The 14,857-nt window shown below is 61.5% G+C and carries 11 protein-coding genes; 10 read left to right on the top strand and 1 reads right to left on the bottom strand.

Features of this window, described 5'->3' with window-relative positions:
• Positions 1–369: 369 nt before the first annotated feature.
• Positions 370–999 (bottom strand): LysE family translocator, encoded by a 630-nt coding sequence (locus AC4PS6_RS17925; protein ID WP_336827397.1) that lies wholly within the window; start codon positions 997–999, stop codon positions 370–372.
• A 169-nt stretch (positions 1,000–1,168) separates the two neighbouring features.
• Between AC4PS6_RS17925 and AC4PS6_RS17920 the strand changes: the two genes are divergently transcribed.
• The 10 genes from AC4PS6_RS17920 to AC4PS6_RS17875 all read left to right on the top strand — a co-directional run bounded on the left by AC4PS6_RS17920 (position 1,169) and on the right by AC4PS6_RS17875 (position 14,840).
• Positions 1,169–1,684 carry a sigma-70 family RNA polymerase sigma factor gene (locus AC4PS6_RS17920; protein ID WP_014717844.1) on the top strand — a complete coding sequence of 172 codons (516 nt, stop codon included), beginning with the start codon at positions 1,169–1,171 and terminating at the stop codon, positions 1,682–1,684.
• Entirely contained in the window at positions 1,671–2,621 is a 951-nt protein-coding gene (locus AC4PS6_RS17915) for a FecR domain-containing protein (RefSeq protein ID WP_336827398.1), read from the top strand. Before AC4PS6_RS17920 ends, AC4PS6_RS17915 begins: the two co-directional genes overlap by 14 nt.
• A gap of 104 nt (positions 2,622–2,725) precedes the next feature.
• Positions 2,726–5,212 (top strand): TonB-dependent siderophore receptor, encoded by a 2,487-nt coding sequence (locus tag AC4PS6_RS17910; protein ID WP_019818720.1) that lies wholly within the window; start codon positions 2,726–2,728, stop codon positions 5,210–5,212.
• A gap of 415 nt (positions 5,213–5,627) precedes the next feature.
• Complete coding sequence (locus AC4PS6_RS17905) at positions 5,628–7,067, top strand: undecaprenyl-phosphate glucose phosphotransferase (protein ID WP_014717841.1); 1,440 nt, start codon at positions 5,628–5,630, stop codon at positions 7,065–7,067.
• Positions 7,067–8,527 (top strand): mannose-1-phosphate guanylyltransferase/mannose-6-phosphate isomerase, encoded by a 1,461-nt coding sequence (locus tag AC4PS6_RS17900; RefSeq protein ID WP_032903768.1) that lies wholly within the window; start codon positions 7,067–7,069, stop codon positions 8,525–8,527. The genes AC4PS6_RS17905 and AC4PS6_RS17900 overlap by 1 nt, the downstream gene beginning before the upstream one ends.
• Entirely contained in the window at positions 8,527–9,438 is a 912-nt protein-coding gene (locus tag AC4PS6_RS17895) for a glycosyltransferase family 2 protein (RefSeq protein WP_032903767.1), read from the top strand. The genes AC4PS6_RS17900 and AC4PS6_RS17895 overlap by 1 nt, the downstream gene beginning before the upstream one ends.
• 6 nt (positions 9,439–9,444) lie before the next feature.
• Positions 9,445–10,272, top strand: a complete 828-nt coding sequence (locus AC4PS6_RS17890) for a polysaccharide biosynthesis/export family protein (RefSeq protein ID WP_032903766.1) — start codon at positions 9,445–9,447, stop codon at positions 10,270–10,272.
• 70 nt (positions 10,273–10,342) lie between these two features.
• Positions 10,343–12,322, top strand: a complete 1,980-nt coding sequence (locus AC4PS6_RS17885) for a GumC family protein (protein ID WP_073843227.1) — start codon at positions 10,343–10,345, stop codon at positions 12,320–12,322.
• Positions 12,322–13,503, top strand: a complete 1,182-nt coding sequence (locus AC4PS6_RS17880) for a glycosyltransferase (protein ID WP_019818724.1) — start codon at positions 12,322–12,324, stop codon at positions 13,501–13,503. Before AC4PS6_RS17885 ends, AC4PS6_RS17880 begins: the two co-directional genes overlap by 1 nt.
• Positions 13,500–14,840 carry a glycoside hydrolase 5 family protein gene (locus AC4PS6_RS17875; protein ID WP_014717835.1) on the top strand — a complete coding sequence of 447 codons (1,341 nt, stop codon included), beginning with the start codon at positions 13,500–13,502 and terminating at the stop codon, positions 14,838–14,840. The genes AC4PS6_RS17880 and AC4PS6_RS17875 overlap by 4 nt, the downstream gene beginning before the upstream one ends.
• Positions 14,841–14,857: the final 17 nt, after the last annotated feature.

The raw sequence follows: 14,857 nt of genomic DNA, 5'->3' as shown, positions 1-14,857 counted from the left end.
GCGGATTACGGGCACACCGAGCCTAAGCGAGGTGCCGAGTGGTGGGGCAAGAGCGCTTTGCTTACTTTCGCGCTTTTCGAAAGTGAGCCGCCGTCAGGGCGGAACCCTAAGTAGCCGTTACCGCAGGAATGGATATGCTCTCGGTATAACTGCGTCGCCTGTTAGGCCGCCTTCGCGAGCAAGCCCGCTCCCACAGTTTGATTGCGGGGTGCCAAGTAGATAGGCGTCGGCTGGCATGCCGTCATCGCAGGCAAGCCAGCTCCCACAGTTGGATTGCGGGGTGTCTGGTAGATGAGCATTGGCTGTCGGGCCGTTGCGGGAGCAAGCTCCCCCGCCACAAAGAAACTTGCTTGGCTTCCCGCCTGTCATTCAGGCAGGACGCGATATCACCGCCAAGCGCACCGCCAACGCCGTCAGCACCGCTGCCAAGCCCCACTTCTGCAGCCAGGCGCTTTTGGTGCGCTTGGCGAAGAAGCGGCTGAGCGCCCCGCCAAACAGGCCCAATAGCATGTGAAACACGCTCGCGATCAACGTCAGCACGCCGCCCAGCACCATCAGTTGCAAGGCGATGGGCCCCGCCTCGGGCCGCACAAACTGTGGCAGGAACACCATGAAAAACAACAACGCCTTGGGGTTGAGCAAACTGTTGAGCATGGCCTGCAGAAACACTCGGCCCAACGCCACGCGGCCGACGTGAGCGGTGTCCAGGCCGGGGCGTTTTTGCAAGGTTTTGAAGGCCAGCCACAGCAGGTAAATCACGCCCGCATAACGGATCAGGTCGAACGCTGGCGGCCAACTGGCGACCAACGCCGTCACCCCCATGGCGGTCAACGCTGTCAGCAACAGGTCGGCCACGCCAATGCCCAGGGCCGAAGCAACGCCGCCGCGCCAGCCATGGGTGACGCCCTGACTGATGACAAATGCCATGTTCGGCCCCGGTGACAGCAACAACAGCAACACAGCGCCGGAAAAAACACCAAGTGTGACGAGGCTGATCATGGTCGAACCGTCCGCTGGGAAAAAATCCAGATTAATCGGCGCTGGCAGGCGCTACAAAAAATTGTGCTGGATACATTGCTCACGCAGCGAACCGAGTGATTGCTGAATGCCACAACCAACGTCTAGAATGCGAAACATTATCAATTAAGCCTGCTGCGCCAGGATGACCATGTCGAGCAATCACCCACTGGACCTTGCTGCCATCGGCCAGCTTTACCAAGCCCACCATTCCTGGCTGCGGGGCTGGTTGAGCCGGCGCACGGGTTGCCATGAGCGCGCCGCCGACCTCGCGCAGGACACCTTCGTGCGCCTGCTCAACGCGCGTCAGCAACAGACCTTGCAGCAGCCGCGCGCGTACCTGAGCAGCATCGCGCGCAGCTTGATGATCGACCAATACCGGCGCCGCGAACTGGAACGCGCCTACCTGGAAAGCCTGGCGCACTTTGCGCAAATGGAGGTGCCGAGCGAGGAAACACGGCTGCTGATCCTCGACAGCCTGGAGCGCATCGACCGTTTGCTCGACCAGCTCAAGCCACGGGTGCGCGAGGCGTTTCTGTTGGCCCAATTGGACGGCCTGACCTGTCCACAGATCGCCCTGCGCCTGGGCGTGTCCAAGGCCACAGTGGAGCGCGACCTGTCCAAGGCGCTGCACGCCTGTTACCGGTTGCGCTATGCCGACTCCTGACTCGCGCCTGGTCGACCAGGCCATCCAGTGGATGATCAAGCTGCGCTACAACACCGCCGACGACGCCAGCACCGCGGCCTTTGAGCAGTGGCTGCAGACCAGCGAGGCGCATCAGCAGGCCTGGCAACGGGTCGCCACCCTGAATGACGATTTCAACCACTTGCCGGCGCATGTCAGTCGCCATGCACTCGACGGCGCACGCCGGCACATCAGCCGTCGTGAAGGCCTGAAAATGCTCGGGCTGTTTGCCGGCGCCGCAGGTTTAGCCTGGCTGGGCCGCGACTACACGCCCCTGCCCGCCTTGATGGCGGACTACCGCACCGCCACTGGCGAGCGGCGCTGGGTAGCATTGGAGGATGGCAGCAAAGTCCAGCTCAACAGCGCCAGCGCCGTCGACATTACCTCCAGCGCCGAACAACGGCTGGTGAACCTGCGCCAGGGTGAAATATTGATCAATACCGGCGTCGACCGCCGTCCGCTATGGGTGCATACCCGCGACGGTTACCTACGCGCCCTGGGCACACGCTTGCTGGTGCGCGAAGAACCCCAAGGCACCCTGCTGGCCGTGCAGCAGGGTGCGGTGGCGGTGTTTGCCGACCGCCATGACGGTACGGCACGCCAAGTGATCAAGCCTGGCGAACAGGTGGTGTTCAACCGTAACGGTATCCGCCCGTCCCCCAACAACGGCCTGGACCCTTGGGCCTGGAGTGACGGCGTGATCAGCGCCCACAATATGCGTCTGGAGGACTTCCTGGCCGAGCTGGGCCGCTATCGCAATGGGTTGCTGCGTTGCAGCGAAGCCGTGGCGGGGCTGCGGGTGTCGGGCACTTACCAACTGGACGACACCGACCAGGTGCTCAAGTTGGTGGCGCAATCGCTGGCAATCGATGTGACCTACCGTAGCCGTTACTGGGTGACCGTCTCCGCTCGCGTGTGACCTTGCAAAATAAATGAGGTGAATTCTCATTGCCATTCGACCTGTAAGGAGAGGCCGATCAACAGGCCCGTGTTGTCCACTTCCTTCAGGAGCATCCCGCGGTCATGCAAGCGTTCCCCTCCAAACGTTCACCCCTCAGACACGCCCTCAATGCCACCCTCCTTGGCGCGTGCGTGGCGGCCAGCGCCTTGCCGTATACCGCAAGTGCCCAGGAGCCCGGCAGCGAGCGCCAGGCCCGCGCCTGGAATATTGCGCCTGGGCCGCTGGCGGGCGCCCTTGATCAGTTTGCGCGGCAGGCCGGTATCAGCCTGTCGTATGACGCTGGCAGCGTGGCAGGCAAAAGCAGCCCGGGGCTGAGCGGCACCCTGGCCCCACAACAGGCCCTGAACCGGTTACTTCAGGGCCAGGGTTTGCAGGCGCAAAGCCAGGGCCAGAACGCTTGGTTACTGCTACCCCAGCAGCAAGCCGGCTCGACGCTGAACCTGGGCGCCACCACCATCACCGGTGATCGTTTGGGCGCCACCACCGAAGGCACCGGCTCCTACACCACCGGCGCCGTGACCATCGGCAAGGGCGAACACAGCCTGCGACGCACGCCGCAATCGGTGAGTGTGATGACCCGCAAGCTGATGGATGACCAGAACATCACCACCATCGACCAATTGCTGGAGCGCACCCCAGGCATCACCAGCTACGAATCACCCATGGGCGGCAAGTATTTTTACTCCCGGGGCTTCAAGATGCTCGGCCAATACCAATTCGACGGCGTGCCACTGGATATCGGCAAGGACTACGTACAGGCCGACAGTTTCAGCGCGAACATGGCGATCTATGATCGGGTGGAAGTCCTCAAGGGCGCTGCTGGCATGCTCAAGGGCGCCGGCACCGCCAGTGGTGCGGTGAACTTCGTACGCAAACGGCCCCAGGACAAGCCCACCACCAGCCTTGGCCTCTCGGCGGGCACCTGGGATAACTATCACGCCGAATTCGACACCGGCGGCCCATTGAACGACAGCGGCACGGTGCGTGGCCGCGCGGCGGTTAGCCAACAGAATCGTGGCTCGTACATGGACCTTGCCAAGCGTCAGGACCAGGCGTTTTACGCGGCCCTGGACATGGATGTCAGCCCTGATACCACCCTGGGCTTCGGGGCCAGCTATGAGGATGTCGACTCCACGCCGTGCTGGAGCGGCCTGCCGCGTTATCGCGACGGCAAAAGCCTCGGCCTGAGCCGCTCCACCTGCCTGGGCCAGGCCTGGAACGATTGGCAAAGCCAGCGCACCACGCTGTTCGCCGATCTGACCCATCACTTCAACGACGACTGGAAGCTCAAAGTCAGCGCCGTGCATAGCCGCAACCTGCAAGACATCAAATACGCCGCCAGCGAAAGCACCGTGGACTATGGTAACCCGGCCCCCACGCTCACCAGCTATGCAGCCTTGCTGGACTACGATCACAAAGACTACGGCCTGGACGCCTACATCGATGGTCAATTCGAAGCCTTTGGCCTGCAACATGAGTTGATCCTCGGCGCCAATGGCAGCCGTGGCACTCAGGACGATGTCTATGCGATCCGCAACCTGCCCCAGCGCCAAAGCGTCTTCAACCCCAACCACCACTTCCCGGAACCTGCCGACGACACCTTCTGGCCCAACATGTACCGTGGCGGCACGGTCAAGGAAACCGCCACTCAATACGGTGCCTACGCCACCTTGCGCCTGCGTCTGGCCGAACCTTTGATGCTGGTTTTGGGCAGTCGCGTCAGTTGGTATGAAAACCGCCGTGAGTCCCTGAACCTGGCCTGGGGCGAGTGGACCGACCAGGATGCACGCACCAAGGAAACCGGGGTGGTCACGCCGTTCGCCGCGCTGATCTACGACCTCAATGACAACCTTTCGGTGTACACCAGCTACGCCGATATCTTCCAGCCACAAAGCTCCTACGCTACGGTCAGCGGTTCGGCCCTCAAGCCGAAAATGGGTGAGAACTATGAGTTGGGCATCAAGGGCGAATGGTTTGACGGGCGCCTGAACAGCTCCCTGGCGCTGTTTCGCGCCATCGAAAAAAACGCCGCCCAAACCGATTTCGAGACCCGCTGCGGCAGCTCCTCCGACGGCTACTGCTACACCGACACGGGCAAAGTTCGCGCCCAAGGGGTCGAGGCCGAGCTGAGCGGCGAATTGATCGAGCGCCTGCAAGTGTTTGGCGGCTATACCTACACGCAAACCAAGAACCTGAAGAACATCGACAGCGCAGCCGAAGGCGCGGTGTCCAACACTTACGTGCCACGGCATATGCTGCGCTTGTGGGGCGACTACCAGTTGGACGGTGCGCTGTCGAAATGGACAGTCGGCGCAGGGGTCAACGCCCAAAGCAGCAACTACCGGCTGCAAACCATCAAACTGGAACAGGCCGGGTATGCGTTGTGGAATGCACGCCTGGCGTATCAGGTGGATGACACCTGGACCGTGGCGCTCAATGGCAACAACCTGTTCGATAAAAATTACTACCAGACCGTGGGCACCTCAGGCTGGGGTAATCTCTATGGAGAGCCGCGCAACCTGACCCTGAGCCTCAAAGGCAACTTCTAGGCACTGCCCCTCCTGTAGGAGCGAGCTTGCTCGCTCCTACAACTTCCCCTTCCTGCCATCGTCAGAAAGCTTTTTTTCGCTGCCAGGCAAATCCCTACGTTTGTTCCTACACTCCAAAAAGCCAGCATCAATTCTCGATTTTTCTGAAAGCGTACCCTCTTATGTCAATTAATCGTCATATCATGGAGGCCTTACGAGAGCCATTGACGGCAAAGGCCAAAAAGCCAAAACATTGACACGGACCCTCAAGAGAGCCACTATTTAGCCATCACTCCGTAAATTCCTGCGTCTGAACAGGCATTACGTATTACCCAGCAACAGCAGTTGTTCGATTTGCACCACTTGTAAAGCAAAGCTGCCTTATGGATGAGCAAACGAATAGGAACGTTCTGGTGGTGTATTGAGGATCTGATTTATGCGCGGTAAATCGTCGGTCGATAGCCTGTTTCTGACTCGTCCCGGTTTCGTTGAGTTTTTTGTCGTTTTCGTGAAACTGATCCACGGCCTTACGGCTGTGGTGCCGGCCATTATTCTGTTGTTCTACCCGGACCCCGTCGCCGAGCACATGCGCAACCACTACCTGGGCCTGCTGGTGTTTTTTGCGCTCCTGACCATCATTCTGTTCCAGGCTCTGGGGGTGTACTCCGAGGATCTGTTCAGCAACCGCCTGCGTTTTCGCGTGATGCTGGTGGCCTGGGTCTCGGCGTTTTGCATCCTGCTGTTCATGTACCAGATCCTGCTGCTCTTCCCACAGTTGAGCCCACGCAACCTGGCGGCCTGGTTTTCCATGAGCCTGGTGCTGTTTGGCGTGGAGCGGATATTGATGCTGCGCCTGTACCGCCATCTGATGGATAACGGCAAATTCCTCCAGCGCACCGTGATCCTGGGCTTTACCGACACGGCCGTGCATGTGGCTGAACACCTGTCGCGCAACAGTGACATCCGCTCCGGCCTGATCGGTTTTATCGACGACCGTACCGAGCGCATTCCCAAGGAGTTGAGCCGACTGCCGTTGCTAGGCAATACCCGCGATCTGGAAAAGCTGATCCGCTCCGAACAGGTCAACCAGGTGATGATTACCCTGCCCTGGGCTGCCGAGCAGCGCATCAACGGGTTGGTCAAGCGCCTGCGGCAGATGTCGGTGAACGTCATGCTGGTGCCGGATATGGCCGCCCTGCGCTACGGCCATAACCGCATCACCGATGTGGGCGGCATCCTGATGTTCAACACCTCGCAGTTGCCACTGCGGGGCTGGTCGCCCTTTATCAAACGTTGTGAAGACCTGCTGCTGGCCAGCATCGGCCTGCTGCTGCTGTCGCCGGTGATGCTGGTGACCGCCATCGCGATCAAACTCGATTCCAAGGGCCCGGTGCTGTTTCGCCAGAAGCGCTTTGGCTACAACGACAACCTGATCCGGGTATTCAAGTTCCGCTCAATGTACGTCGAACAGACCGACCTCAACGCCGAAAACCAGACCACGCGCCAGGACCCGCGCATTACCCGGGTCGGCAGGATCATCCGCAAGACCAGCATCGATGAGCTGCCCCAGCTGTTCAACGTACTGCTGGGCAATATGTCGATGGTCGGCCCGCGCCCCCACGCCACGGCCACCAAGGCGGCCGGGATTCCTTTCGAGCAAGCGGTCAGCGAATACAGCTCGCGCCATCGGGTCAAGCCTGGCATCACCGGCTGGGCGCAGATCAATGGTTACCGCGGCGAGACCGACACGCTGTTCAAGATTCAGAAACGGGTCGAATACGACCTGGAATACATCGCCAAATGGTCCGTGTGGCTGGACCTCTACATCGTTTTCATGACGGTCCCGGCCGTTCTTTCCACCAAGGAAGTCTATTGATGAACCCACTTAACGGATTGATCCCGTGCATCATCTCCGGTGGTTCGGGTACGCGGCTGTGGCCGGTTTCGCGGCAGAACATGCCCAAGCCGTTCATGCGCATGCGCGACGACCAGAGCCTGTTGCAGAAGACCTTCCTGCGGGCCAGTCACTTGCCGGGCGTCGACAGCATCCTGACCGTGACCAACCGCGACCTGCTGTTTCGCACCCTGGACGACTACCGCGCGGTGAACACCCAGCGCCTGGGCCTCGACCTGCTGCTGGAGCCGTTTGGCCGCAACACCGCCGCCGCCATCGCCGTGGCTGCGTTGCATGTGCAGGAGCATTTCGGCGCAGACGCGCAGTTGCTGGTGATGCCGGCCGATCATCTGGTCCTCGATGAAGACGCCTTTGCCCAGGCGGTGGAAAAAGCCCGCGCATTGGCCGAGGCCGGTTACCTGGTGACCTTTGGCATCCAGCCTGACCGAGCAGAAACCGGCTTTGGCTATATCGAACAAGGGCCGGCACTGGGCGCTGGGTTTCGGGTGCAGCGCTTTGTCGAAAAGCCCGACCAAGCCACCGCCCAAGGCTACCTGGACGGCGGCAAGCACCTGTGGAATGCCGGCATGTTCTGCTTCAAGGCAGCCACCCTGCTGGAAGAATTGGCCAGCCACGCCCCGGCGGTTCTGGAGGCGGCCAAGGCGGCACTGGAGCACAGCCAGAGCCTGCAAAACAGCAGCAGTCGCCAGCGCGAACTGAGCCCTGAAGGTTTCGGCACCGCGCCGGATATCTCCATTGATGTGGCGCTGATGGAAAAATCCGCCCAGGTCGCGGTCGTGCCCTGCGACATTGGCTGGAGCGATATCGGCTCCTGGGAAGCCCTGCGCCAACTCACGCCCAGTGATGACAATGGCAACCAGATCAATGGCGAGGCGATCCTGCACGACGTACATAACTGCTACATCGATTCGCCCAAGCGGGTACTCGGTGCGGTGGGCGTGCGCGACCTGATCATCGTCGACACCCCGGACGCCCTGCTGATCGCCGACGCCCATCGCAGCCAGGACGTGCGGCATATCGTTGCCGAACTCAAGCGCCAGAATCACCCGGCGTTCAGCCTGCACCGCACTGTCACCCGGCCTTGGGGCACCTACACGGTGCTGGAGGAAAGCACGCGGTTCAAAATCAAGCGCATCGTGGTCAAGCCCAAAGGCTCGCTGTCTCTGCAAATGCACCATCACCGCAGCGAGCATTGGGTAGTGGTCAGCGGCGCAGCGATGATCACCAATGGCGAACGCGAGATCCTGCTCAACATGAACGAGTCCACCTACATTCCCGCCGGGCACAAGCACCGCCTGACCAACCCCGGCATCATCGACCTGGTGATGATCGAGGTACAGAGCGGTGAGTACCTGGGTGAAGACGACATCGTGCGTTATGACGACATCTACGGCCGCGCGCCAGTTGAAGTGAAGCCCTGATGCGTACGTCATTGATCATCCCCACCCGCAACGCGGCCAGTCACCTGGACCGCCTGTTGCCAGCGCTGCGCATGCAGACGTTGCAACCGGACGAGATGCTGGTGGTCGACAGCGCATCGAGCGATGACACCGTGGCGCGCTTTCGCGAGTTTGGCGCACGTGTGGAGGTGATTGATGCCCGCGACTTCAACCACGGCGGCACCCGGCGCTGGGCCAGTGAACAGGTGGGCGGCGACGCCTTGATCGTGATGACCCAGGACGCGATTCCCGCCACCGCCGAGACCTTCGCCAACCTGATCAGCGAGCTGCAACTGGAGCCGCTCAATGGCGTGGCCTATGGACGGCAGCTGCCGCACCCCGGCGCCGGCGTGCTCGGCGCGCAGTCGCGGCACTTCAATTACCCGGCGGCCAGCCGCACCAAGCGCCTGGACGATGCAGCGCAACTGGGCATCAAGACCTGCTTCAGCTCTGACTCGTTTTCGGTGTACCGGCGCAGCGCCCTGAGCGCGGTGGGCGGTTTCCCCCAGGATGTGATTGGCAGTGAAGACGCCTATGTGGCCGCGCGCATGCTGCTGGCCGGTTACCAGGTGCGCTATGCCGCGAGCGCGCAGGTGTATCACTCCCACGATTACCGCTTGCTGGAAGAGTTTCGCCGCTACTTCGATATCGGTGTGTTCTACGGCCGCGAACCGTGGATTCGCCAGGCGTTTGGCGACGCCGGCGGCGAAGGCAAACGTTATGTGCTGGCCGAACTGCACGCATTGCGCGAGGCCAACGCGCTGTATCGCGCCCCCGAAGTGGTGGTGCGCAGTGCCTTTAAATTGCTGGGCTATCGCCTCGGCCACCTTGAACGCCACCTGCCCAACGCGCTTAAACGGCGCCTGGGCATGTTTTCCACCTACTGGACTTGAGCCGTCATGAAGACTATCAACCGACGTTTCCGTCTTACCCTGCTCGGCCTTTTGAGCACCTCAATCTGGCTGGCCGGTTGTTCGACCCCCGCGCGGGTGCCGCTTCCTGACAACACTACGCTCAAGGCCGGCCATCAAGCGGCGCTGACCCTGGCCGACCTGCCACCGCCGCAGGTGCTGATCCAGAGCGGCGACTCGCTGCGTATCGTGCGTGATGCCCAGGAGCCGGCGGCGGCCGATGACATGACGATATTCGTGGTGCGCCCCGACGGCGTGATCTCGGTACCCAACATTGGCCGGGTCAAGGCGGCCTTGCGCACGCCCGAAGACCTGGGCAAGGAGATCACCGAGAAGTACAAGCGCATCTACCGCGAACCTGCGGTGACGGTGAACATCGCCAGCGCACCGAGCAACAAGGTGTTTATCGGCGGCGCGGTGTCCAACCCGGCGTTTTTCGACCTGGCCGGCAACGTCAGCGTCGAGCAGGCGCTGCTCAGCTCCGGTGGTGTATTGCCCTCGGCGGATGCCTCCAACGTGGCCTTGCTGCGTACCGGGCCCGATGGCAAGTACAGGACGTACTTCATCAGCCTGGAAAGCATGCTGACCAACCCCAATCACCCGCGGGTGGCGTTGCAGCGCGGCGATTTGATCTTTGTGCCGCAGTCGGGCATCGGCGCGACGGTGGAGGCCGTGGACATGTACTTCACCAAGCTGTTTCCGATCAACAAAGGGATTGGCATTGGCTTGAATTACGACCTGAACAAGAGCGACGTGAAAAACAGCGGCAACACCATCTACAACAACCCAACCATCAACGCAGGCCAAGGATTATGAAGCGGGCTTCGTATCACTCGAACCAAGCGTTCCCGCCTTTCGTAACCCCCATATGCAATGGAGTGATCCTGTGATCGAAATCCGCTCTCTTCGCGACCTGCTGCGGCTGTTTTTCATCTACCGCCGCGAATTCAAACTGGCCGTGATCACCACGATCGTCGTTGCCGTGCTGGGTGCCTTCCTGTTGCCGGCTCGCTACGAGTCGGACGCGCGCTTGCTGGTCAAGCCGGGCCGGGACAACACCACGTTGCCGATCGAAGCCGCCAACCGTCAGACGCTGATTGCCCCGAGCACCCAGCACGACCCGATTGTCGACGAAGAAAAAATGCTCACCGGCCGGCCCATCGTGCATATCGTCGCCGAGCGCTATATGGCGATGACCGCCGAACCGCCGCAAGGCTTCTGGAAGGTCACCAAGTTCTACATCAAAAAGGGCGTGGGCGAAGTCATCAATGGCATTCGTAGTGTGCTGCAGTTCGTCGGCCTTGCCGAGAAACAAAGCCCGCTGGAACGCCTGGCGACCTCACTGGAGAAGAACTTCACCGCCGGTCACGAGCCGGGTTCTTCGGTGATCGAGATTTCCTTCACCTGGGACGATCCGGCGGTGGCGCAAAAAATCGTCGAGGAATGGGTCAATGCCTACCTTGAAGAGCGTGCACGAATTCTCGGGCGCAAGAGCCTGCACACCTTCTATGAAACCGAACGCGCCAAGGTGGCAGAGAACATCCAGAGTCTGAAAGATCAGTTGCAAGGCCGCTTGAAGCAGATCGACTCGATCAGTGTCGATGCACGCCTGAAGAACCTGACCAACCAGATCGACCGCGTCACCGATGCCAAGGTCAGCGCACAGAACCAGATATCGGGGATTCGCAGCCTCCTGGCCAACGCCAGCCAGCAGATCAAGAGCCAGCCGGCAGACGTGGTCACGATGCGCGAAACCAGCCTCAACCCCACCCAGCTCGACCTCAAGCGCCAGCTCAATGCGCTGCAAGTGGAGCGGGCTCGGCTGCTGCGCACTTACCTGCCGGGCACGCCGCAGGTCAATCAGATCGAGCAGAACATCCGCGACATGGAAGCCCTCAGCGCCCAGGAAGCTACACGCCTGGAACGCTCGCAGAACACCGCGCCCAACAGCCTGGTGATCAACGTTAAACAGCAAATGATCGACGCCCAGTTGCAAGAGCGCAAACTGGCCGGGGAAATCGAGAACTACGACAAGACCCTTGCCGAACTGCGCGCCCAGCGTGACCAGGCGATGACCGATGAACCGCAACTCAACACCCTGAGCCAACAACTGCGCACGGCCGAAAAGAGCTATGCGTTGTACTCGGACAATCTTGAACAGGCGCGAATCGACCACGAACTGGACAACAGCCAGATCAGTAACATTGCCCTGATCGAACACGCCACCCTTAACCCGGCCCGCGTGTTTCCCAAGAGCCTGCTGATGCTGTTGTTCGCCATTCCCGCCGGCGTGGCCGTGGGCTTGCTGACCATCTATGTGCTGTACCTGCTGGACCAGCGCATCCACGATGGCACGCGCTTGCAGGAGATGTTCCATGTGCCGCTGTGGAGCAGCATTCCCGATGTGCAAGACGCAACGCCGGCAGCCGTCACCGCCAGCCTTTATCGCTTGTACAGCCTGCTGCCCCTGGATCGCATTGCCGCCGACGGTTTTGCCCTGGGCCTGACCTCGGCGCGCCATGGCGAGGGTGTGACCTTTATCGCCTCGCAACTCAAGCGTCTGCTGGAGGAACGTGGTCACCGCGTCTCGGTCGATGGGGCGAGCGCGCCAACGCCGGGTGAGGTGTTGCTGCTGGACGCCTCGGCGCTGTCCTCCAACCCGCAGGCCTTCCTGACGCTGCGCCGCGCTGACCAGATCGTACTGGTGATCGAGGCCCGCACCAGCACCGTACCGACGATCGAAAATGCCGTGTCGTTGCTGACCACCGCGTTCGGCAAAGTCGACGGCATGATCCTCAACCGCCGTCGCTTCGAAGTGCCGGCCAAGGTGCTGGCACGACTCAACAGCTGGCGCGGGGCGGCCTGATGCGTATCGCACTGCTGGCGCCGCTGCCACCGGAGCAGACCGGGATCGCCGATTACGCCGCGCATCTGCGCCATGCGTTGATCGAACAGGGGCTGGAGGTGGTGACCCCGCTCGCCGGCTGCCTGGAATTGCCTGAACAGTTGAAGCGCCTGCAGGCCTTCGACTGGCGCGGCGTGGACCTGGTGCATGCCGAACTGGGGGGTGGGCGCTTCGGTGAGTTCCAGGCGCTGGAGTACCTGCGCCGGGCGCAACCGCACCTGCCGTTGACCGCCACGGTGCATGACCCGGAGCGCCTGATCTGGCGCCGGGCCAAGCTGTTTTTCCCCTTGACCCTGCTTGAACGCCTGCCCCATCCGCTGCCCCAGGCGGCGGCGCTGCTGGCCGACCCGTTGACCTTGCACGAAGAGCGGCGCCTGGCCAAAGGCATGCGCCGCCTGATCACCCTCACCCGCCTGGGCGGCGACTGCCTGCGCCAGCGCATGGGCCTGCGCCCGCAACAGGTGGCGGTGATTGCCCATGGCAACCTGCCCATCGTGCCCCAGGCGTTGCCGCCACTGGCACCGTTGCGCCTGCTGTATTTCGGTTTTATCTACCGTGGCAAGGGCATTGAAGACCTGCTCCAGGCCCTGGCCCAGTCACTGGCCGCCCACCCGCAATGCCGAAGCCAGGTACGCCTGACCCTGGCCGGTGGCACCGCGCCGGAAATGACCTTTGACCCCGCCGGCAACTACCTTGATGGCCTGCGCGAGCAGATCAGCGCCCTGCATCTTGAGGATGTGGTGGACTGGCAACTGGACCTGCCATCGGCGCAGATCCCTTCTACGATCCAGGCGCACCACGTGATGGTGCTGCCCTATCGCGAATCGAAAAAACTCAGTTTCCTAGGGCAAATGCGCGGCACCAGTGGCGCGCTGTCGTGGGCCAATGCATGCGGGCGCGGGGTGATCACCTCCAACGCCCGCGCCTTTGCCGAAGAGGTGGCTGGCGGTAATGGCATCACCTATCAGCAGGGCGATACAGCGTCCTTGAGCAACGCCTTGAGCCGCTTGATCCTTGACCCGCAACAGGCGCAGCAATGGGCCGCCCGGGCTGGAGAAATCGGCCACCAACGCCAGTGGGCCAACACGGCCCAGCGGTTTGCTGAATTATTTCGGGATGCTTGTGAGGAGCCGTTGCGATGAACCTGTCATCCGTTCGCCCACTGTGGCGCTACTTGCCGCTGGCGCTGTCAATCGCCGTCGGTAGCGCCCTGCTGTTGAGTGAAAAAGTCGATGCGCAGCCGGTGAACCTGGCCCCGGAGCGCACCGTCGTCTGGAAGGACTTTCTCGGCGTAAACGCACACTTTCTGTGGTTCACACCCGAGCAGTACCACAAGCAGATCAAGCAGTATAAAAAGCTTGGATTGCAATGGGTGCGGGTCGACCTGCACTGGGATCGCCTGGAACCCAAAGAAGACGGTTATCAGCTCAGCACCTTCGATGAACTGGACCGCACCCTGACCGCTGAAAAAATCCGCTCGGTGTTTTACCTGGTGGGCTCGGCGCCCTTTATCACCACCGCCCCCAAGGGTGCGCAGTTCCAGGATCAGTACCGACCGCGGGATCCGGAAGTGTATGCGTTGCGCCTGGCACTTCTGGCCAAACGCTACCCCACTATTGATGCCTGGCAGGTGTGGAACGAGCAGAACCTGCCGAACAACTGGCGCCCCAAAGTCGACGCCAAGGAGTACGGGCAATTGTTATTGGCCAGTCACCAGGCGCTGAACCTTGCCGCGCCCGGCAAACTGCAGGTCATGGGCGGCATGGCGTACTACAGCCAAATGCCGCCGCGTGGCAAAACCCTGATGTTCGAAGCACTCGGCGCGCTGGGTGTGCAAAACCTGGGCATGGTCGCGGCCTATCACCCTTATTCGATGACCCCGGAAACCGATGAGCCGGGCAAGAACGAAGTGCTGCTGCGCGGTGATCAACTCAACTCAATGCTGCACGGCGCCGGGATCAAGAACGTATGGGCCACCGAGTGGGGCTGGTCCAGCTACGCCGGCCCCAAGGAGATGCAGGACCTGATCGGTATCGACGGGCAGGCCGACTACACCTTGCGCCGCCTGGCGTTGATGGCGTCCCAGGACTACCAGAAGATTTTCCTGTTCGCGCTGTCCGACCTCGACCAACGCGCCTCGCCACGCGACCAGCATTACGGCCTGTTGAACCTTGATGGCGAACCCAAGCCGGTATACACCGCCCTCGCCCGCTTCCTGGAGATTACCGGCCCCACGCTTGAACCCGGCAACACGCCGCAGTTGCAGGATGTACCGGACAGCTTCTACAGCGTGGCCTGGACCCGCCCTGACGGAAAACACCTGCTGATGTATTGGAGCGCCAAAGGCAGCAGCATCAGCCTGCCCGGCATCAAACACGCAGAACTGCTGGACCCGCTGACCGGCGCCCGGCAAACCCTGAGCGACGACAACGGTATTCGCCCAGCGGTGAAGCCAAGTTTGCAGATACTGGTGTGGTAGCCCCGGGCATGGAGAGC

It is taken from the genome of Pseudomonas sp. DW-iso17 (genome assembly GCF_058725345.1).
Note: the sequence above shows the minus strand (reverse complement) of the source record. Positions and strands in the feature narration are given on the sequence as shown.

What these genes read in the sequence shown, in the direction of transcription:
- AC4PS6_RS17875 (WP_014717835.1), top strand. Translation starts at nt 13,500, where the DNA reads ATGAACCTGTCATCCGTTCGCCCACTGTGGCGCTACTTGCCGCTGGCG.
- AC4PS6_RS17910 (WP_019818720.1), top strand. Translation starts at nt 2,726, where the DNA reads ATGCAAGCGTTCCCCTCCAAACGTTCACCCCTCAGACACGCCCTCAAT.
- AC4PS6_RS17905 (WP_014717841.1), top strand. Translation starts at nt 5,628, where the DNA reads ATGCGCGGTAAATCGTCGGTCGATAGCCTGTTTCTGACTCGTCCCGGT.
- AC4PS6_RS17920 (WP_014717844.1), top strand. Translation starts at nt 1,169, where the DNA reads ATGTCGAGCAATCACCCACTGGACCTTGCTGCCATCGGCCAGCTTTAC.
- AC4PS6_RS17890 (WP_032903766.1), top strand. Translation starts at nt 9,445, where the DNA reads ATGAAGACTATCAACCGACGTTTCCGTCTTACCCTGCTCGGCCTTTTG.
- AC4PS6_RS17900 (WP_032903768.1), top strand. Translation starts at nt 7,067, where the DNA reads ATGAACCCACTTAACGGATTGATCCCGTGCATCATCTCCGGTGGTTCG.
- AC4PS6_RS17925 (WP_336827397.1), bottom strand. Translation starts at nt 999, where the DNA reads ATGATCAGCCTCGTCACACTTGGTGTTTTTTCCGGCGCTGTGTTGCTG.
- AC4PS6_RS17915 (WP_336827398.1), top strand. Translation starts at nt 1,671, where the DNA reads ATGCCGACTCCTGACTCGCGCCTGGTCGACCAGGCCATCCAGTGGATG.
- AC4PS6_RS17895 (WP_032903767.1), top strand. Translation starts at nt 8,527, where the DNA reads ATGCGTACGTCATTGATCATCCCCACCCGCAACGCGGCCAGTCACCTG.
- AC4PS6_RS17880 (WP_019818724.1), top strand. Translation starts at nt 12,322, where the DNA reads ATGCGTATCGCACTGCTGGCGCCGCTGCCACCGGAGCAGACCGGGATC.